We start from the raw sequence: 23066 nt of genomic DNA, 5'->3' as shown, positions 1-23066 counted from the left end.
GTAGGTGTCTGTGGTGGACCCCCGGGTTTTCACTGAGTGATCGCGAGGAGCCGTCGGTGGAGTCGAGTGTGCAGTACGCGCTGTCGTGCGCGCAGGCCGGTATGTGGTTCGCACAGCAGCTCGACCCGGAGAACCCGACTTTCGTCACCGGCCAGTGCATCGAGATCGCAGGCCCCCTCGACCCCGATCTCCTCGCCCGGGCCGTGGACCGGGTCGTCGACGAGTCGCCGGAGCTGCGCACCCGCATCGACAGCGTCGCCGGCGAGGTGGTCCAGGTGCCCGGCGGATGGCCGGGCGCGCCGACGGGCATCGCGACGACCGATGGGCTGGACGCGGCACTCGCCGACATGCGCGCCCGGCTGCGGGAACCGATGGACCCCGCCGCGGCGCCCGCATTCGGCGCCACCGTCCACGTTCTCGGCGTGGACCATCACGCGCTGTTCCTGCGCGCGCACCACCTGCTGCTCGACGTCTACGGGTACAGCCTGCTCGGGCGGCGGATCGCCGCGGTGTACAACGCGCTCGCGGCCGGAGCGCAGCCCCCGGCGCCGCGTCTGGACCCGATCGCGAAGGTCGTCGCCGAGGACGCCGCCTACGCCGAGCGGGCGAACGCCGACCGCGACTTCTGGGCCGCCGAACTGCGCGGCGCCCCCGACGCGCCGACCCCCGCGCTCGCCCCGGCTCCACCCGCCTCTGCGGTGGCGTGGCAGCTGCGGCAGCGGGCCGTCACCGTCGGCGCCGAGGTCGGGGACCGGCTCGACGAGATCGGCCGCGCCGCCGGAGGTGGCTGGGTGGACGCGGTCACCGCGGTGATCGCCGCCTACCTGGCCCGGACCACCGGGGAACTCGATGTGACACTGGGCTTCCCCTCGATGAACCGGATGGGAACGGCCGCGGCGAAGGTGCTGACCACCGCGGTCAACATCGCCCCACTGCGGGTTCCGGTCGACCCCGGGGCAGGGGTGGCGACGCTGACCGGGGCGGTGCGCGCGGCGATCGCCCGGACCGCACCGCACAGCCGCTACCGCGCCGAGGACATCCACCGCGACCTGCGTCTGCCCGCGACCGCAGCCGGCCCGGTCGGCCCCACCGTCAACATCAAGCCGTTCGGCGACTCGCTGCGCTTCACCGGCGCCACCGCCACGGTGCATTCGCTGGCCCGCGGGCCGGTCCGCGACATCACGTTCGTGGTCCGCCGGCTCGACGACAGCCGTGAGCTCGAGATCCAGATCGACGCCGACGCCGCGCGGTACACCGATGCGGACGTGGAACGGCACGCCACCGGACTGGCCCGGATGCTGGACGCCGCGGTCGGTGCCGACCCCGCCGTCGCCCGGGTGTCGCTCCTCGAACCCTCGTCGCCGCAGTCGGTTCCGGTCGACTGGGAGGGCATGGTCGCCGCCGATGAATGCCCGGACGTGCTGACGCGGTTCGACGAGCAGGTCGCGACCCGACCCGACGCCCCGGCACTGGTCGCCGGCGCCGAGCGGCTGACCTACCGCCACCTCGCCGACCGGGTCGACGCACTGGCCGCCGAACTCGCGGCCCGTGGCGCCGGACCGGAGTCGCTGGTCGCGCTCGCCCTGCCCCGCACCGCGGACGTGGTGGTGGCGCTGCTCGCGGTGCTGCGCACCGGCGCGGGCTACGTGCCGCTCGACCCGCAGTTCCCCACGGCGCGACTGGAGTACATGCTCGCCGACGCCCGGCCCGCGATCGTGCTGACCGCCGGTGACTTCACGGACCGGGTCGCGGTGCCCGCCGGCACCACGGTCGGCACCGTCGCCGACGGCGTCCCAGCATGGACGGGCGACGGTCGCTCCGCGCGGAGCGTCGGTGCCCCGATCCCCGCGAACACCGCCTACGTCATCTACACCTCCGGTTCCACGGGAAACCCCAAGGGTGTGGTGCTCGATCGGCGGGCACTGGCCCGGTTCGTGCACGCCGCCACCGGCCTCACCGGAATCGACTCCGCCACAAGGCTGCTCGCGGTCACGACGTTGTCCTTCGACATCGCCGTCCTGGAACTGTTCGTGCCGCTGTGCGCCGGTGGCACGGTGGTCCTCGCCGACGAGGACGCCGCGCGCGACCCCGCCGCGCTCGGGTCCCTGCTCGCCACCGAGTCCGTCACCGCGATGCAGGCCACGCCGTCGCTGTGGGGCGCGGTCCTCGACCATCCCGCTGCGGACCTGTCGGCCGTCGCGGTCCTGGTCGGCGGCGAGGCGCTGCCCGCCCCCGTCGCGACCGGTCTCGCTGCCCGCGCCCGCTCGGTGACCAACATGTACGGCCCAACCGAGGCGACCGTGTGGTGCACCAGCGCACCGGTACCCAGGGACCGGGACTGGACCGGGACCATCGGGCGCCCCTACCCGGGCACCGCTGCGGTGGTGCTCGACCGCTTCCTGCAGCGGGTGCCGGTGGGCGTCGTCGGCGAGTTGTACGTCGCCGGAACGCAACTCGCGCGCGGCTACCGGGGCCGCCCCGACCTGACCGCTGCGCGCTTCGTCGCCGATCCGGCCGGTTCGGGCCGGCTGTACCGGACCGGCGACCTGGTGCGCTGGAGCGTCGACGGCCATCTCGAGTACCTGGGTCGCGGCGACGACCAGGTCAAGGTACGCGGACACCGGATCGAGCTCGGCGAGATCGAGACCGTCGCGGCCGCGTTCGACACGGTCGCCGCCGCCGTCGCGGTGGCCCGCCCTGACGCCACCGGGACGATGCACCTGGTCGGCTACCTCACCGCCGTGGACGGCGCGAGCGTGGACACCGCGGCGCTGCGCACCCACCTCGCCGACGCCCTGCCCGGCTACATGGTGCCGTCGGTGCTGGTCGTGCTCGACGAGTTCCCGCTCACCCCGAATCTGAAGGTGGACCGAAAGGCGCTGCCTGCACCCGACTTCGGTGGAATCGACACCGGTCGTCGCGCCGACTCGGACACCGAACGGGCGCTGTCGGCGATGTTCGGTGACCTGCTCGGGCTCGACGCCCCCGGTGTCGACGCGGACTTCTTCACCCTCGGCGGCTCGTCACTGTCCGCGACCCGGCTGCTGGCACGGATCGCGGGCACGCTCGGGGTCGACCTGTCCCTGCGGGACGTGTTCGACACCCCGACCGTCGCCGGACTCGCCACCCTCGTCGAGTCGGCGGCGCCCGCCGCGCCGGTGGTGACCGTCGCGCCACGTGCGGACACGATGCCGCTGTCGGCCGCGCAGCAGCGACTGTGGTTCCTGCACACGGCGAACGGACCGTCCGCCACCTACAACGTGCCGTTCGCACTGCGGATCCGCGGCCGGATCGACGAGGACGCGCTGGGCCGCGCGCTGGCCGCGGTGGTGACCCGGCACGAGGTGCTGCGCACCGTCGTCGTCGACGCCGACGGATCGGGTGCGGCCCGGATCCTGCCGCCCGGCACCGCGGCGCCGCTGGCCGTCACCGACGTCGCCCCCGCCGATCTCGACGCGGCACTGCGCGAGGCCGCCCGGGTGCCCTTCGACCTGACCGCCGAGATCCCGCTCCGCGCCCATCTGCTGCGCACCGCACCCGAGGACTCGGTGCTGCTGTTGGTGATCCACCACCTGGCCGGGGACGAGTGGTCGGCGGGCCCGCTGCTGGCGGACCTGGCCGCGAGCTACGCCGGCGCCGACCTGCCCGACGATCCCAGCCGCGTCCAGTACGCGGACTTCGCGGTCTGGCAGCACGAGGCCCCGCAGAACCCCACCTCCCTGGACTTCTGGCGGGCGGCACTCGCCGGTGCGCCGGAGGAGTTGACGCTGCCGTACGACCGGCCGCGGCCCCCGGTGCCGACGCAGCGCGGCGACGACGTGTGGCTGCACGCGGGCGCGGACGTGCTCGCCGGGTTGCAAGCGCTGACCGCAGCGACCGGCACCACGATGTTCATGGCCGTGCAGGCCGCAGTTGCGGTGCTGCTCGCGAAGATCGGTGGGGGAGAGGACATCGTGCTCGGCGCGCCGGTCGCCGGTCGCGGCGCCGCCGGGGTGGAGGACCTCGTCGGCCTGTTCGTCGACACCGTCGCCCTGCGGGTCGACCTCGGCGGCGACCCGACCGTCACCGAGGTCCTGAACCGGGTGCGGCGCACCGACCTCGACGCCTTCGCACACCAGGACACCCAGTTCGAGCACGTCGTCGACGCAGCCGGGGTCACCCGGTCCCTGGCTCGGCACCCGCTGTTCCAGACCCTCGTCCAGCACCGCACCCCGCACGTGGCCCCGACCTTCCCCGGCCTCGACGTCGACCCGTCCTACATCTCCACCGGGACCGCGAAGTTCGACCTCACCTTCGAATTCGTCGAACTCGAGGACGGACTGGACGTCCGGGTCGAGTACGCCCTCGACCTGTTCGATCGCGGTACCGCGGAGGCGCTCGCGCAGCGCCTGCGGGCGGTGCTCGAGACGTTCGCCGTCCATCCCGGCACCGCCGTGCACGCGGTGGACGTGCTGCTGCCCGCCGAGCGGGCCGCGCTCACCGCGCCGGTCGGGACCGCGCCGACCACCCTGCTGCCCGCGCTGCTCGACGACGCCGACCGCGCGTTCGCCGAGCGGGTGGCACTCGTCGCCGGCGGCGCCGAGCACACCTACGGCGACCTCGCCGCGCGCGTGAACCGGTTGGCCCGGGCGCTGATCGGCCGGGGCATCGGACCGGACGCCGTCGTCGCCGTCGCCGCCACCCGCACCGCGGCGACGGTGGTGGCCCTGCGTGCGGTGATCGCCGCCGGTGCCGCCTACCTCCCGGTCGACCCCGGTTACCCGCCCGCCCGGATCGCGCACATGCTCACCGACGCCGCGCCGGCGCTGGTGCTCGTCGACGCCGCAAGTGCATCCCTGATCGCGCCGCTGGCCGGAAGTGCGCCGATCGTGTCGATCGGTGACCTGGAGTTCGCGGCCGCCGACCTGCCAGCCGGGGCGATCGACGACGCCGAGCGCGCGGTCCCCGTTGCCGGCGCGAACCTCGCCTACGTCGTCTACACGTCCGGGTCCACCGGCACCCCGAAGGGGGTGCCGGGCACCGTCCAGGCGCTGACCAACCGGCTGTCCTGGCAGCGTGACCTTTTCGCACCGGTGGATGGGGACGTGCGGCTGGCGAAGAGCTCGCTGAGCTTCATCGACGGTTCCACCGAACTACTGGCCGGGCTCCTGTCCGGGGCCCGCCTCGTGCTCGCCGACGACGAGCGCGCCGGGGACGCGCGCGCGCTCGCCGAAATGATCGCCGCCCACCACGTCACGCAGGTGACCGCGGTGCCGAGCCTGGCCGCCGTCCTCGGCGAACACGGTGCCGAGGTGGCCGAGCCGCCAAGTCGGGGCGTGCGGACCTGGTTCCTCAGCGGTGAACCGCTCGAGCCGCGGGTGATCGAGGCCCTGGCCGGCGAGGACGTGACCGTCTACAACTCGTACGGGTCCTCGGAAGTTGCGGGTGACGTGAACGTGTGGGCTGCAACGGATCCCGGGCGGGTGCTGATCGGCGCGGCTGTGCCCGGCGTCGCGGAACACGTGCTCGACGCCCACCTGCGCCCGGTGCCGGACGGGGTGGTCGGCGAACTGTACGTCGGCGGTGTGCAGCTCGCGCGCGGCTACCTCGGCCGGCCCGACCTGACCGCCGCCCGGTTCGTCGCCGATCCCACCGGAAGTGGGGGACGGCTGTTCCGCACCGGGGATCTGGTGCGGCGCACGAACACCGGCGAACTGGCGTTCGTCTCCCGCGCCGACAACCAGATGAGCCTGCGCGGGTTCCGGATCGAACCGGGCGAGGTGGAGGCCGCACTGGCCACGCACCCCGCGGTCGACCGGGCGCTGGTGACGGTGCGGGCCGGGGCGACCGGAGCCGACCAGCTCGTGGGGTACACGTCGCGGGCAGGCGCCGGGTCGTCTCGCGGCCACGTCCGGGATGTCGCCGGCTCCGCTTCGCTTCGCGGCGTGGCCGGCGATGTCACCGATGCCGAGCTCCGTGCGCATCTGCGGAACCTGCTGCCGGACTACATGATTCCGTCGGTGTTCGTGGTGCTGGACGCGATGCCGACGCTGCCCAACGGGAAGGTCGACCGGGACGCGCTGCCCGCGCCGACCCGGAGCGAGCAGCGCTGGGAACCGGCCACCGAGACCGAGCGGGCGTTCTGCGCAGCGGTGGCGGACCTGCTCGACCTGCCGTCCGTCGGTCCGGACGAGGACTTCTTCGCGCTCGGCGGCAATTCGCTGCTCGCGACCCGGCTCTCGTCGGCGATCCGCACCCGGATCGGCCGGGAGGTGAGTATCCGGGAGGTCTTCGACCTGCGCACCCCGGCGCGCCTGGCCGCGGAGACATCGACGGCAGGTACTCGGGCTCCGCTGGTCCGCCGCGACCACGAGGAGTTGTCCCCGATGTCGGCGGCGCAGGGCCGGTTGTGGTTCCTGTTCCAGCTGGAGGGACCGAGCGCGACCTACAACATCCCGTTCACGATGCGACTGCGCGGCCGGGTGGATGTGGACGCGCTGCGCGGCGCGCTGACGCACCTGCTGACCCTGCACGAGGGCCTGCGCACCGTCTTCACCTCCGGCGAGGGCCACATCGGATATCAGCGGGTGCTGCCGGTGGCCGATCTCGAGGTGCCGCTGACGGTGACCGACGTGGACGTGGCAGACGTGCCCGCCCGCCTGGCCGACGCGACCGGGTACGCGTTCGACATCACCGCCGACCTGCCGGTGCGGGCGGTGCTGTTGCGCACCTCGCCCGATGACGCGCACCTCATGCTGCTGGTGCACCACATCGCCGCCGACGAGTGGTCGGCGAGGCCCCTGATCGCCGACCTCGCCGCCGCCTACTCGCACCTGTCGGGTGCGGACGTCGCACTGCCCGGGCCGCTTCCGGTGCAGTACCGGGACTTCAGTGCCTGGCAGCCCGAGGTACTCGGCGACCCGGCCGACCCGACGTCTCCGCTGGCCACCCAACTCGACCACTGGGCCTCGGTGCTCGCCGGGCAGCCGGAGGAACTGACGCTGCCGTACGACCGGTCCCGGCCCGCGGTGTCCAGCTACCGCGGCTCCGCGGTCGCGTTCGAGGTGGGGCCGGACACCGTGCGCGCGCTCGACGCCGTGGCCGCTGCGGCCGGGGTCACCCGGTTCATGCTCACCCACGCCGTGGTCGCGGTGCTGCTGCGCGAACTCGGCGCCGGCGACGACGTGGTCGTCGGCTCTCCGGTCGCGGGCCGCTCCGACACCGCGCTGGAGCGGGTCGTCGGCTTCTTCGTCAACACCCTGGTCCTGCGCACCGACCTCGGGGGCGACCCGACGTTCGCCGAACTGCTCGGTCGCATCCGGTCGGCGGACCTGGACGCCTATGCGCACCAGGACGTTCCGTTCGAGCAGCTGGTGGAGCGGATGGCGCCGGCCCGGTCGTTGTCGCGGCAGCCGCTGTTCCAGGTGCTGGTGCAGTACCGCGACGCGATCGACCCGATCGCGATGGCGGGTCTCGACGCGTCGCCGGTGTTCGTGGAGACGGGTACCTCCAAGTTCGACCTCACCTTCGAGCTCGCCGCATCCGAAGCAGGAGGCTTCCGCGGGCGGATCGAGTACGCGAGCGACCTGTTCGACCACGCGACCGTCGAATCGTTCGCGGAGCGGCTCGCCGCGCTGCTGCGGCAGATCGCCGCCCGCCCCGACGCGCGCCTGTCGGCACTCGACCCGCTGACCGCCGCCGACCGCGCGGCACTCCTCGCGGCCGAGTCGGGACGGGTCGTCGCGCAGGATGACTCGACGCTGCCGGAGCTGTTCTCGCGGCAGGCCGCGACGACACCCCAGGCGATTGCGGTGATCATCGACGAGACCGGGCAGGAGCTGACGTACGCGCAGCTCGACGCCGCGGTCGACGCGCTCGCGGCACAGCTGTCCGGCGCGGCCGGTGGCGTGGTCGCGGTGGCGGTGCGCCGCAGCGCCGCACTCGTCGTGGCGCTGCTCGCGATTCACCGGGCCGGGGCGGCGTACCTGCCGCTCGACGACAGCTACCCGGCGGAACGGCTCGCGTACATGGTCGCCGACGCCAAGCCCGCGCTGGTGCTGCTCGGCCCCGGGGTGGCGCCCGTCGAGTGCGCCGCGCCGGTACTCGAGATCGACGCCGACGGTCGCGCGTTGCGCGACCCGGCGTCGGCCCGGTCCCGTCCGTCGGTCCGTCCCGACGCGGCCGCCTACCTGCTCTACACCTCCGGCTCCACCGGCCACCCGAAGGGCGTGCTGGTCTCGCACCGGGCCATCGCGAACCGGCTGGCGTGGACGCAGGCCGAGTACGGTCTGACCCCCGCCGACCGGGTGCTGCAGAAGACCCCGTCCGGATTCGACGTGTCGGTGTGGGAGTTCTTCTGGCCGTTGATCACCGGCGCCACCCTGGTGATGGCGCGGCCCGACGGCCACCGCGATCCGCAGTACCTGCGGGAGGTGATCGACCGGCACGCGGTGAGCACGGTGCACTTCGTGCCGTCGATGCTCGCGGCGTTCCTCGACGCCGTCGCCGAGGCCGGCGGTCCGCGCCCGAAGCCGACGCGGGTGCTGTGCAGCGGTGAGGCGCTCACCCCCGAGCACCGCGACCGCTTCCACGCCCTGATCGACGCGCAGCTGCACAACCTGTACGGCCCGACCGAGGCGGCGGTCGACGTCACCGCCGCGTCGATCGAGGCGCGTCACGAGGACGGGCCGGGGTGGGTGCCGATCGGGCGCCCCGTGTGGAACACCCGGGTGCTCGTCCTCGACGAGCGGCTGCGCCGGGTCCCGCCCGGCGTCGTCGGCGAGCTGTACCTCGGTGGCGTGCAACTGGCCCGCGGCTACCACGACCGTCCGGCGCTGACCGCCGACCGGTTCGTCGCCGACCCGCACGGCCCGGCGGGGGAGCGGCTGTACCGCACCGGCGACCTGGTGCGTTGGCGTGCCACCCCCGACGGCTCGGCCCTCGACTATCTGGGCCGCGCCGACGGGCAGGTCAAGCTGCGCGGCCAGCGCGTCGAACTCGGGGAGATCGAGTCGGTCCTGCTTTCTCACGACTCCGTCGGGCAGGCCGCCGTCGTGGCCCGCTCCGGCCGGCTGTACGCCTACGTGGTGCCCGCCGCGGGCGCCGCGGTGGCGGTCCCGGATCTGCTCGCGGCGGCGTCGATCTCGTTGCCGGACCACATGATCCCGGCCGCGGTCGTGGTGCTCGACGCGCTGCCGCTGTCCGCCAACGGCAAGCTGGACCGCAAGGCGCTGCCGGAACCCGCCCTGCCCGAAGCTGCGGAGCGCCGCGCGCCGGACGGCCCCGCCGAGACGGTGATGTGCGAGCTGTTCGCGGAGGCGCTGCGTCTCGACGAGGTCGGTGCCGACGACGACTTCTTCCTGCTCGGCGGCGACAGCATCATCTCCATCCAGGTGGTGAACGCGGCCGCCCGGCGGGGCGTCACCTTCGGGCCACGGGAGATCTTCCAGTGGCGCACGCCCGCGGCGCTGGCCCGTGTCGCCGCGTTCGAGGCGGGCGGATCGGGCGTCGACGGGGCCGGGAGCGGTCCCCGGGACCCCGCCGACGTCGGGCCGCTCCCGGTGACCGCGCTGGTGCACCGGGCGCGTGAGACCGGGGCCGAGCCCACGGGGATCGGTGCCGTCCTGTCCGTGGCCACCCCGGCCGGCGTCGGCCACGACGACGTGCGGGCCGCGGTCGCCGCACTGATCTCGGCACACGACGCGCTGCGGCTGCGGCTGACCCGGGTGGCGTCGGTGCTGTGGTCGCTCGACACGGCCCCGGCGGCCGATGTCGAGGTGCGCCACCACGAGGTCTCGGCCGACGATCTGGAGCAGCGAATCGCCACGGCCGGAACGGAGTTGGTGGCCGGGCTGGACCCGGAGGCCGGACGGGTGCTCGCGGCCGCGTGGCTCGACAGCGGTGCCGGCACCGGCACGCTGGTGGTCGCGTTGCACGCCTTCGCCGCGGACGGTCGATCGCTGGCCGTGCTGCGCGAGGACCTCGAGGCCGCATTGCGCGGCGGCACGGTGGCGCGTCCGGCGGCGACCGCGCTCGGACTCGCGCACCGGATCAACGAACGGGCCCAGGACCCCGCGTTGATGGGCGAGCTCACGCACTGGGCCCAGGTGCTCGCACCGGGCGGCTCGTTGCGCATCGGTGCGCCCGCGCTGCCACCGATGGGCGCCCGGGCGACGGTCGTGGTCGCCGCGGAGGCGACGACGGTGCCGGACCCCGATCGGGAGGCGCTCGCTCTGACGGCCCTGACCGTCGCGGTCGAGTCCTGGCGCGGGGCAGGCGCAGAGCTGACCGTGGAGCTGCCGCGGGAGGCACTCGCAGACGGCGCGGAGGAGCCCGACAGCGCGCGTACCGTCGGCCCGTTCGAGGTCGGGGTGCCGGTGCGCGTCGCGGATGCGGCAACTGAATCCGTGCGGGCCGCGCTCGCCGCAGTGCCGTCGGCCGCCGGGTACGCCCTGCTCCGCTACCTCAATGCGCAGACCGCGCCCGTGTTCGCGGCCCTGGCCCGCCCCGAGGTGAGCCTGCGGGTGGTCGATGCCGCCGATCCGGCGCCGGCCGTGGTCGATCCCCGCGTGCTGGACGTTGTCGTCACCTTCGGCGAATCGACCGCGACGGTGCGGGTCGACCACGACACCGCCCAGGTAACCGAGGTGGACGCTCGCACGATTGCAGACGCGGTGGCGTCGGCAATCGGGGCGATCGACCGGGTGGGATTGAGTACCGTCCACTAGTTTGGATAGGCTAACCAGAATTTGTGGCCGGTCGACCTGTCCGGCGCGGCGCGAGATGGTGGAGAGAAATACAGTGCAGTCGGCGTATCCGGTGACAGCGGCCCAGCGCAGCATCTATTTCGGCCACCAGCTGGATTCCGTCGGCCACCTCTACAACACCGGCATGTACACCGAGACGGTCGGGGAGTTCGACCTCGATCGCGTCCTGACGTCGATCAAGGGGGTGCTCGACCAGGCCGAAACGCTGCACGTGAACTTCGACGTGGACCCCGACGGCGTCCTGGTGCAGATCCCGCGCGCCGATCGGGACTGGCAGGTCGAGGTGCTCGACCTGCGCGCCGAGGCCGACCCGGAGGCAGCGTCGGCGGCATGGATGCAGTCGGCGATGGCGACCCCCGTCGATCTCGCCACGGATCTGCTGTTCACGTTCGCCGTGCACCTGCTCGGCGACGAGAAGATGCGGATCTACCAGCAGTACCACCACATCGTGAACGACGGCATCGGTATCGCGCTGGTCCTCGCCCGGATCGCCCGCGCCTACTCGGAGGGGGCGGTCCCGGACCTGTCCGTCGAGTGGGCGCTCGAGCGTTTCGTGCAGGCCGACCTCGAGTACACCGGCGGGCAGCAGATCGACGCCGACCGCGAGCACTGGCTCACCGAACTCGGCGACCTGCCGCCCGTCCCGCGGCTGATCGAGGCCGAGCATCCGCCGGCCCCCGGCGTCACCCACACCACCGTCACCGTCGACACCGACCAGCGCGCCCGCCTGGACGCCTACGCCAAGGCGCACGGACTGCGCCTGCCCGTCCTGATGATCGGCCTGCTCGGCGCCTACGTCGCCCGCGCCACGAACACCTCCGACGTGGTGCTGTCGATGCCAACCACGGCACGCGGAAGCCGGGACCTGCGGACGATCCCCGGCATGGTCGCCAGCGTGCTGCCGATGCGGTTCGACGTCCCCGCGCACGCCCGCATCGCCGACGTCGCGGCCGCCGTCGACACCAAGACCTGGGCGCTGCTCAAGCACGGCCGCTACCGCGGCGAGCACATCGGCGCGGCCCTCGCGGCCCGTGATCCGCACTGGCGTCCGCCGGCCGTCGGCGTGAACATCATGCCCACCTCGACCTCGCGGCACGTGATCGGTCGCGAGTCCGATGCCCACATGCTCGCCTCCGGCCCGGTCGGCGAGCTCGAGTTCATCGTGCTGCTGCACAAGTCCGGGCAGCCGATCGAGATCGGCCTCCGCAGCCACCCCGGCAACGCGGAGCGATGCGCCGAGATCGCCGACGCGCTCAGCGATTTCGTCGACGCATTTCTCTCCGACGTCGACGAGCCGGTGTGGTCGCTGCCCGCAGGCGCGCCCGTCTCCACCACACCCCACGACGAGGACGGCACCGGACCGCTGGCGCTGCCGACCGCGCTCGCCAAGCGACGCGACGCGCAGGTGCCGGTCACCGCGACGCTGCGCAGCCTGCGGATCCCGGCGCCCGAGAACCTGACCCGCGACCAGCTGGTGGCGGCGGTCGACGCCGTCGTCACCCACCACCACGCCCTGCGCGCCACGCTCACCGCCCCGGCCCCGATCCTGTGGCTGCTCGCGGTGCCCGACACCGTCGACGCCGCATCGCTCGTCCACACCTGCGACCTGGACCCCGGCGCGGCGATCGACGAACTGACCGCGCTCGACGGGGTTGTGCCCGACCCGGCGGCCGGCCGCGTCCTGAGCGTGGCCTGGGCGACCGGCGGGGCCGGCGAACTGGTGCTGCTCGCACCCGCCGGCCTGATCGACGAACGATCCTGGGACGTCGTCGCCGAGGACGTCGCCACCGCACTGCGGGCAATGCACCGGGGCCGCCCGGTGACCCTGCCCGCCGTCGCGGTCTCGCTCAAGACCCACGCTCAGCGATTCGCCGCCGAGGCCGCTGCGCCGACCCGGCTCGCCGAGCTGACGACCTGGATGTCGGTCCTCGCGCCCGGCGCCGACCTGGTGTCCCCGACGGCAGTGTCCACGACCGCGACGGGCGCGGCTTCCGGTGTCGACGTGACACTCTCGGCCGCCGAGTTCGCCGCCGCCACCGCGGCGGTGCCCGCCCTCGTGAAGGGGGCCGCCGCCGACGTGTGGGCCGCGGCCGTCGCACTGGCCGTCGCCCGCTGGGACGAGCGCGCCGCCGGCGCCACGGAACTGTCCGTCGACCTCTGGCACGACGGACGTGAGGGCGACGACCTCAGCCGCACCGTCGGACCGCTGGACTGGACCGCACCCGCGCGCCTCGTGCTCGAGGACGACCCGCTCGGTGCCCTACGGGCGGCGAAGGAACGGATCCGCTCCGCCGGCTCGGTCGGTTGGCCGATGCTGCGGTACGCCAACGTCCAGGCCGGACCCGCCCTGGCCGCGCTGCCCGCGCCACAGGTGTCGATCCGCACCGGAGGAGACCGGATCGCCGGTGGCGTCCTCGACGTGTGCATCCGGCCCGACGGGAACGGCGGGGCGCGTGTGCGTTTCGAGTCCGATCGCGGACTCGGCGACGCGGCACTCGAGCGGCTGGCGGAGCTGTGGGGCGAGGCGGTGGCCGACCTCGTCGCGCTCGCCGAGGGCGGCACCGGTTCCGCCCGGCTGACCCCGTCCGACCTGCGGCACATCGACCTGAGTCAGGACGAGATCGACCGCATCGAGGCCGTCAGTCCCGTGCTGGTCGAGGACATCTGGCCGCTGTCCCCGCTGCAGCGGGGCCTATTCTTCCAGTCCGTCTTCGACGCCGCCCAGGACATCTACACCGCGCAGTTCTCCCTCGATTTCGGGCACCGCATCGACATCTCCCGGATGCGTGCTGCCGCCGCCGCACTGCTGGACGAGAACCCCACGGTACGAGCAGGTTTCACCAACGACGGGCTGGCGGAGCCGGTGCAGTTCATCGGCACCGGCGTCGAGGTCCCGTTCACGGAGGCGGACCTGTCCGACCTGCCGGCCGATGCGCAGGAGGCCCGCGCCCAGGAACTGATGGCCGCCGACCGCGCCCGGCCGTTCGACCTGGCGGCGCCGCCGCTGTGGCGGATGCTGCTGATCCACCTGGGCGGCGGTGTCGACCGCCTGGTGGTCAACCGGGAGTTCATCCTGTGGGACGGCTGGTCCGGTGCCCTGTTCGTGGACCAGCTGCTCGCCCGGTACGCGGGGGAGCAGGTGACCGCACCCGAGGCCGGTTTCACCGACTACCTCACCTGGCTGGCCGCCCGGGAGCCCGACGCCGCGGCCGCCGCCTGGCGCGCCGCCTTCGCCGGCTTCGACACCCCCACCCTGGTCGCCGGATCGACCAAGGGCCGGTCCCCGGTGGTGCCGACGCGGATCGAGTCGTACGTCGACGAGGACCTGACCGCTGCGCTGCGCGAACGAGCGCGCACCAGCGGAGTCACGTTGAACGCGTTGATGAATGCGGTGATGGGTCTGCTGCTGTCGGCCGAATCCGGTCGCACCGACGTGGTGTTCGGTTCGACCGTGGCCGGCAGGCCCACCGAGATCGTCGGCCTCGACCGGGTGCTCGGCATGTTCCTGAACACCGTGCCCGTGCGGGTCACCCTGCGGCCGGACGAGACCCTCGCCGAGCTGCTGCGGCGGATGCAGGACGAGTACGTCGATCGGATGGAGCACGAGTACCTGGGCCTCGGCGAGATCCAGCGCGCAACCGGGCACGCGGAACTGTTCGACACGCTGTTCGTGCTGCAGAACTTCAAGAACGCGTCCGAGATGGCCGCGCAGTCCGCCAAGCACGACATCGTCGCCGAGGACAGCCTCGACCACACCCACTACCCGCTGGCGGTGGTGGTCTCCCCGGGCGAGCGACTGCACGTCAAGATCGACTACCGCCACGACGTGGTCGACGCCGTTCGGGCCCACGGCCTGCACGACCGGTTCGTGAACCTGCTGGAAATCGTTGCCCGCGAAGGTGAGCGGCTCGTCGCGTCGGTCCCGGCCCGCAGCGCCGGGGAGACGGCCGCGGCCCGGACCGCGTGGGCCACGCCGCTGCCCGCCGTCGAGGACGCCACGATCGCCGAGATGCTGATCGCGAAGGCGGCACAGATCCCGGACGAGACCGCGCTCGTGTTCGAGGGGGAGCAGGTCACTTACGGACAGTTGGCCCGCCGGGTCGAGGGCCTGGCCCGGCACCTGATCGGGCGCGGCGCCGGGCCGGAGGTCGTGGTGGCACTCGGGCTGCCGCGCACCGTCGACATGGTGGTCGCCCTGTTCGCGGTGCTCCGCGCCGGCGCCGCCTACCTGCCGCTCGAACTGGACCAGCCCGACGAGCGGTTGAAGGTGGTGCTCGCGGACGCCCGGCCGGCCCTCGCCGTCACCACCACCGCGGTCGCGGTGCGGCTCGACCTCGACCCCGACACCGCGATCCGGCTCGACGAGCCGCGCGACTGGGACGAGAAGGGGCTCACGGACGCCGAACTCGGCGCGTTCGCGCCCGGCAAGCCGCACCGGCTCGATCACCCGGCGTACGTCATCTACACCTCCGGGTCCACCGGGAAGCCGAAGGGCGTGGTCACCCCGTACCGGGGCCTGACCAACATGCAGCGCAACCACCAGGACGAGATCTTCGACCCGGTCGTCGCGAGCGTCGACGGCCGCCGGATGCGGGTCGCGCACACAGTCTCCTTCGCGTTCGACATGTCCTGGGAGGAGCTGCTCTGGCTCGTCGAGGGCCACGAGGTGCACATCTGCGACGAGGACCTGCGCCGCGACGCGCAGGCCCTGGTGCGGTACTGCGACCGTGAGCGGATCGACGTCGTCAACGTGACACCGACCTACGCCACCGCACTGTTCGCGGAGGGCCTGCTCGACGAGGGCCCCGGTCCGGACGGCGCCGCCGCGCACCGGCCGCCGCTGGTGCTGCTCGGTGGCGAGGCAGTACCGGACTCGGTGTGGAACCGGTTGCGCGACACCGACGGAACCCTCGGTTACAACCTGTACGGGCCGACCGAGTACACCATCAACACCCTCGGTGCCGGCACCGACGACAGCGCCACCCCCACCGTCGGGACCCCGATCCGGGCCACCCACGGCCACATCCTCGACCCGTGGCTCCGGCCCGTCGTCGACGGCGTCGCCGGTGAGCTGTACATCTCCGGTGCCGGACTGGCGCGCGGCTACCTCGGTCGCGTGGACATCACCTCGGACCGGTTCGTCGCGAACCCGTTCGAGCCCGGCAAGCGGATGTACCGGACCGGGGACTTCGTGCGCCGCCGCGCGGACCATGCGAGCGGAGCGACGGGGGGATTCGGCGGAGTCATCGACTACCTCGGCCGCATCGACGACCAGGTCAAGATCCGCGGCTACCGCGTCGAACTGCACGAGATCGAGTCGGTGATCGAGGCGCACCCGGCGGCGGCCTCCGCGGCCGTGGTCGCGGTCGACGACCCGCTGGTGTCGGGAATGAAACGGCTTGCCGCATACGTGGTTCCGGCATCCGGCGACGGCGACGTCGCCGGTGTGCTGCTCGACCACCTGCGTGCGCAGCTGCCCGACTACATGGTGCCGGCCAGCCTGCAGGCGATCGACGCGATCCCGATGACCGTCAACGGCAAGCTGGACGCGAAGGCGCTCCCGGCCCCGGAGATGCGGGCCACCGCCGGCAGCCGCGAACCGGAGACCGAGGCGGAGCGGGTGCTGTGCGCCCTGTTCGCCGAACTGCTCGGCCTGGAGAAGGTCGGTGCCGACGACGACTTCTTCGAGCTCGGCGGCCACTCGATGATCGCGATGCGCGTGGTGAGCCGGGTGCGGGCGGAGTTCGACGTGCAGCTGACCATTCGGGACCTGTTCGACGCCCGGACCCCCGCCCAGATCGCCCGCCTGCTCCCGGCCGCGGCGAGCGCGCTGCCCGCGATCACCGCAGGCCCGCGCCCCGACCGAATCCCGCTGTCCGCGGCGCAGGAACGACTCTGGATGCTGGCGCAGGTCTCCGGTGGGGCGAGCGGAGCGACGGGGGGTGTCTCCGAGAGCCTGGCCTACCACTACGCGCACGTCGCACGCCTGGACGGCGCGGTGGACACAGACGCACTCGCCGCCGCGGTGCGCGACCTGACCGCCCGGCACGAGAGCCTGCGCACCGTCGTCGCCGTCACCGACGGCGAGCCGCACCAGGTGATCCTGCCCGCGGGTGGTGACCTCGAGGTCGTGGACGTCACCGCCGACACGGTCGACGCCGTCGCATTCGAGCGGCTGACCGCGAACTTCGACCTGCGCACCGACGTGCCGCTGCGGGTCGGCCTGCTGAGGGAGGGGCCGGAGCGGTCCGTGATCGTGGTGGTGCTGCACCACATCGCCACCGACGAGTGGTCCGACGCGCCGCTGCTCGGCGACCTCACCCGGGCCTACCTCGCCCGCACCCGCGGTGCGGCGCCGGACTGGACCCCGTTGCCGGTGCAGTACGCCGATTACGCGCTGTGGCAGCGGGACGTGCTCGGCGAGAAGGGGGTCGAGGGACAGCTCGTGTACTGGCGCACGGCGCTGGCGGGCCTGCCCGAGGAGATCACGCTGCCCACCAGCCGCCCGCGGCCGGTGGCACCGACCGGTCGGGCCGGCAACGCCACGGCCGTCCTCGGGGCGGATGTGGCGCGCCGGTTGGGGGAGATCGCCGAATCCCACGGCGGCACCATGTTCATGGCACTGCACGCGGTCACCGCGGCGGTGCTGTCGAGGCTCGGCGCCGGCGACGACGTCGTGGTCGGCAGCCCCGTGTCCGGCCGGTCCGACAGCGCGCTCGACGACCTCGTCGGCTTCTTCGTCGGCACCGTCGTGCTGCGCACCGACCTGTCCGGCGACCCGAGCTTCGGCGACCTGGTGGACCGGGTGCGGGAGGCCGACCTCGCGGCGATGTCGCATCAGGACGTGCCGTTCCAGCGACTCGTGGAGGAGTTCGCCCCGGCCCGCGTGGAGGGCCGCAACCCGCTGTTCCAGGTGATGGTCAGCTACCTCCAGCGTCCGGCGGTGCTGCCCGACCTGCTCGGGGTGCCCACGACCTGGGAGCAGCTGTCCAACGTCCGGGCCAAGTTCGATCTGAACGTCACGTTCGTCGAGGCACCCGACACCGGGGACGTCACGGTCGTCGCGGAGTACGCGACCGACCTGTTCGACCACCCGGTGGTCGAGATGATCCTGTCGGTGCTGCAGCGCGCCGCCGCCGACGTCGCTGCGGATCCGGCGGTGCGGCTCGCCGACCTGTCCCTGCTCGACGCGGACCAGCAGCGGCGCAGGCTGACGCAGGGCGTCGGGGAGACCGCGGCGTACGAGGACGTCACCCTCGCCGAGATGCTGTCGCGGGGAGCCGAACTCGACCCCACCGCGATGGCCCTGACGTCCGGGGACGAGGCGGTGACCCACGCCGACCTCGACACCCGCTCCAATCGCCTGGCCCGGCTGCTGATCGCCGACGGCGCCGGCCCCGGTGAGCTCGTCGCGGTCGCGGTACCCCGCTCGATCGACCAGGTCGTCGCGATCCACGCGGTCGTCAAGTCCGGTGCGGCGTACCTGCCGATCGACACCGGCCTGCCCGCCGCGCGGATCGAGTACCTCCTCGGTGATGCGAACCCGGTGCGGGTGCTGGCCACCGCGGCCACGACGTTGCCCGGTGCGTCCGCGCGCACCGACCTGGGCGACCCGGCGGTGCGGGCGCGCCTCGCGGACCTGTCGGATGCGCCGGTGACCGACGCCGACCGGCGCGGACCGCTCACCCCCGCACATCCGGTGTACGTCATCTATACGTCCGGTTCCACGGGAAACCCGAAGGGCGTCGTGGTCGCCCACCGGTCGGTGGTGAACCGGCTGCGCTGGGTCGAGGACCGGCTGCCGCTCGAGGTCACCGACCGGGTGGTGCTCAAGACGCCGGCGACGTTCGACGTGTCGGTGTGGGAACTGTTCTGGCCCACCGTCACCGGCGCCACCACGGTGGTGGCCGGGCCCGACGACCACCGTGATCCCGCCGCCCTGGTGCGGTTGCTGCAGGAGCAGTCGGTGACCGTCGCGCACTTCGTGCCGTCGATGCTCGAGGAGGTGCTCTCCGAATCCGGCTTCGCCGGGACGAACCTGCGCCGCGTGGTGTGCTCAGGTGAGGCGCTGCAGTACCGGACCGTCGAGCGGTTCGCGGCCGCGCTGCCCGCCGCCACGATCGACAACCTGTACGGCCCCACCGAGGCGGCCGTCGAGGTCACCCTCGCCCCGGACCTGTCCTCGCGCGCCGGCGCCGTCGGCGCCTGCGAGATCGGTGGACCGGGCACCAATGTCGCGCTCTACGTGCTGGACTCGCGGCTGCGACCGGTTCCGTCCGGGGTGTCCGGCGAGCTGTACCTCGGCGGCGTGCAGGTCGCCGACGGCTACCTCGGCCGGCCCGCGCTGACGGCCGATCGCTTTGTTGCAGACCCGTACGGAAAGCCGGGCACCCGGCTGTACCGCACCGGCGACCTGGTGCGCTGGGCGGCATCCGGTGAGCTCGAGTACCTCGGCCGGATCGACGACCAAGTCAAGATTCGCGGCCTGCGCATCGAACTCGGCGAGGTCGAGACGGCACTCGAGGCGCGTCCGTCGGTGGCGCGTGCCGTCGCGGCGGTGGCGGAGAACTCAGGCGGTGCGCCCGTCCTCGTCGGGTACGTGGTGCCCGCGACCGGCGCCGCCCTCGATCCCGCCGCGCTGCGCGGCGAGCTCGTCGGAGTGATCCCGGACCACCTGGTCCCGGCGGTGATCGTGGCGATCGACAGCGTCCCCGTCAGCTTCAACGGCAAGCTCGACCGGAAGGCGCTGCCGCGGCCCGCCTTCGATGCCGTCGCCGAGTCGCGGGCCCCGCGCACGGAGCTCGAGGAACGGGTGTGCGCGCTGTTCGCCGAGGCGCTTGGTGTGGAGTCCGTCGGCATCGACGACGACTTCTTCGCGCTCGGCGGGCACTCGCTGACCGCGATCCGTCTGGTGAACGCACTGCGCTCCGAGCTCGGGGTGGATCTGCCCGTGCGGGCAGTGTTCGAGGCGCCGACCGTGGCCCGGCTGGCGCCGCTCGCGCAGCGCGCGCAGGGCGGCGGACGTCCGGAACTGGTCGTCGGCGAGCGACCCGCGGTGCTGCCGCTGTCGTACGCGCAGCAGCGCATGTGGATCCTGGACCGTCTCGGCGCCGACGGCGGCGCCTACAACGTCCCGATCTCGTGGCGGGTGTCCGGATCGGTGGACGTCGTCGCGCTGGCGGAAGCGGTGCGGGACCTGATGATCCGCCACGAACCGCTGCGCACCGTCTTCCCGGAGGTCGCCGGACAGCCGCAGCAGGTGATCCTGCCCGCCGACGACGTCGAGGTGGACCTGGAGCGGCGCAGCGTCCGCGCCGAGGACGTCGCCGCCGCGACCGCGGAGGCCGCCCGGTACCGATTCGACCTGGAAACGCAGGCACCGGTGCGGGTCTCGGTGCTCGAGACCGACGAGGCCACCGTTGTGGTGCTGGTGATCCACCACATCGCGACCGACGAGTGGTCCACCCGGGCGCTGCTGACCGACCTGATGACCGCGTATGCGCTGCGGCAGGCCGGTCGCGCCCCGCAATGGGAACCGCTGCCGGTGCAGTACGCCGACTTCACCCTGTGGCAGCGGGACCTGCTCGGTGACGGCGCCGATGAGGAGAGCGTCGCCGCCCGCCAGGCCGGGTACTGGCGGCAGACCCTCGCCGGGCTGCCCGAGGAACTGACCCTGCCCACCGACCGCACCCGGCCCGCGCGATTCGGCTATCGGGGCGGTGCGGTGTACCTCGCGCTGGAGCCCGATGTGGTCACCGGACTCCGTGAGGTCGCCCGTGCCCACGGGGTGAGCATGTTCATGCTCGTGCAGGCCGCGGTCGCGGTGCTGCTGCACAAGTCCGGTGCGGGCACGGACATTCCGATCGGCACGCCGGTGTCGGGTCGCGGGGACAGCCGGCTCGAGGATCTGGTCGGCTTCTTCCTCAACACCCTCGTGCTGCGCACCGACCTGTCCGGCGACCCCACCGTGGGCGAGTTGCTCGGGCGGATCCGCGAGACCGACCTGGAGGCGTTCGAGAACCAGGACCTGCCGTTCGAGCAGGTCGCCGACGCGGTTCTCGGCGCGGGTGCCCGCTCGCGGTCGATGCATCCGCTGTTCCAGACCATGGTCGTCTACCTCACCGAGCCGAACCCCGGAGAGGGATTCGGCGGGGACGCCGGCCTGACGCCGGAGCCGATCGAGGTCACCACCGCGAAGTTCGACCTGTCCTTCGACTTCGTGGAGTACGCAGGCACCGACACCGTCGTCGGCATGGTCGAGTACAGCTCTGACCTGTTCGACCGGAGCACCGCGGAAAGGCTCGCCGCCGGACTCGCGCAGGTGCTGCGGGAGCTGGCCACCCGGCCCGCCGATCACCGGCTCGCGCAGATCGACGCGATCCCGGCCGCGGACCGGGAGGCGACGACCCGGCGGTGGAACACCAACCCGATGGACGTACCGGCCACCACCGTGCCCGCCCTGTTCGCCGACGCCGCCCAGCGGTACCACGCCGAGGCGGCCCTGTTCGCCGGAGGCGACGAGTGGACGTTCGGGGAGCTCGCGCAGCGGGTGAACCGGCTCGCCCGCCTGCTGATCGCGCACGGTGTCGGACCGGAAGTGCCGGTGGCGCTGATGCTTCCGCGCACCGATGATGCGTTGACCGCGATGCTGGCGGTGCTCACCGCGGGCGGTGCGTACCTCGCGTGCGACCCGCAGGCCCCGGCCGCGCGGACCGCGGCGATCTTCGCGACGAGCACACCCGTGCTGGTGCTGACGACCGCGGCGCTGGCCGCGCAGGTTCCGGCCACCGGCGCCGCGGTGCTGGAACTCGACGACGCCGATCTTGTTGCGAGAGTGGCGGAGCAGGACCCGGCGCCGGTCAGTGACCGTGACCGGATCGCGCCGCTGCGCGCGGAGCACCCCGCGTACGTCGTGCACACCTCCGGTTCCACCGGCGTGCCGAAGGCCGTCGTCGCGCTGCACCGCGGCCTGGTGACCTTGTTCCACAGCCACCGCACCGACCTGTACCGGCCGACCCAGCGCCGGTCCGGGCGGGAGCGGCTGCGGGTCGGACACGCCTGGTCGTTCGCGTTCGACGCGTCCTGGCAGCCGCAACTGTGGCTGCTCGACGGACATGCGCTGTGCCTCGTCGACGAGGTGACCCAGCGGGACCCGCGGAAGATGGTGCTGCAGGCGCAGACCCAGGAATGGGACTTCGTCGAGGTCACCCCCTCGCACCTGGCCCAGCTGATCGACGCCGGTCTGCTCGACGGCGACCGGGTGCCCGCCTCGCTCGGCTTCGGCGGCGAGGCCGTCGCCCAGCCGCTGTGGGATCGCCTGCGCGCACTCGGGGGTACCGAGTCGTACAACCTGTACGGACCCAGCGAGAGCACCGTCGACGCGCTCGTGGCGCGATCGTCCGACAGTGCCGTCCCGGTCGCCGGCCGGCCCGTCGGCAACACCCGTGCCCACATCCTGGACGCGTGGCTGCGGCCGGTTCCGATCGGCGTGGAGGGCGAGCTGTACCTCTCCGGGGACGGCCTGGCACGCGGTTACGGGGGCGAATCCGGCCGCACTGCCGAGCGTTTCGTCGCCGACCCGTTCGGTGCGCCGGGCGCCCGGATGTACCGCACCGGCGACCGGGCACGGTGGCTGGCCGGTGACGAGGAGCACGGCCTTGCCGGTTCGATCCAGTACCGGGGCCGCAGCGACGATCAGGTCAAGGTGCGCGGGTACCGCATCGAACCGGCGGAGGTTGAGGCCGCGTTGCTCGCGGATCCGGCCGTCGCCGACGCCGTGGTGCAGGCCCGGACCGACACCGGATCGGCGGTGCTGGTCGCCTACCTGGTCGCGGCGGGACCGGACCTCGACGTGGCGGCCCTGCGGCGCCGCGTGAGCGCGGTGCTGCCGGACTACATGGTGCCGTCCGCGTTCGTGGTGCTGCCCGCACTGCCCACCCTCCCGAACGGCAAGCTCGACCGGTCCGCGTTGCCGCGCCCGGAGATCCGGTCGGCCGGTGACCACCGCGCACCGAGCACCGCGACGGAGAAGCTGCTGTGCCGCCTCGTCGCCGAGCAGCTCGGTGTCGAGCGGGTGGGCGTCGATGACGACCTGTTCGCGCTCGGCTGCGACAGTATCGGCGTGATGGCACTGCTGAGCCGCCTGCGGGCGGTGGGTATCGACGCCGAGGCGGCACAGGTGTTCGCGGCGGCGTCGCTCGGTGATCTCGCTGCCGACCTGGACCAGACCGGAATTCACTCGTGAACGACTGCACGACCCCGTATCACCACACGAACCCGTGTCACCACACGAACCCGTGTCACCACACGATCAAGGGCAGG

The 23066-nt window shown here is 73.0% G+C and carries 2 protein-coding genes; both read left to right on the top strand.

Going from position 1 to position 23066, the window contains the following annotated elements; all coding sequences use genetic code 11:
• Positions 1-56 precede the first annotated feature (56 nt).
• Positions 57-10706: an amino acid adenylation domain-containing protein gene (locus ACWEPG_RS06625; protein WP_452594106.1), complete on the top strand. Its 10650-nt coding sequence runs from the start codon at positions 57-59 to the stop codon at positions 10704-10706.
• A gap of 73 nt (positions 10707-10779) precedes the next feature.
• Positions 10780-22989, top strand: a complete 12210-nt coding sequence (locus ACWEPG_RS06620; RefSeq protein WP_452594105.1) for an amino acid adenylation domain-containing protein — start codon at positions 10780-10782, stop codon at positions 22987-22989.
• The last annotated feature ends 77 nt before the right edge of the window (positions 22990-23066 follow it).

It is taken from the genome of Rhodococcus sp. NPDC004095 (genome assembly GCF_053604015.1).
Note: the sequence above shows the minus strand (reverse complement) of the source record. Positions and strands in the feature narration are given on the sequence as shown.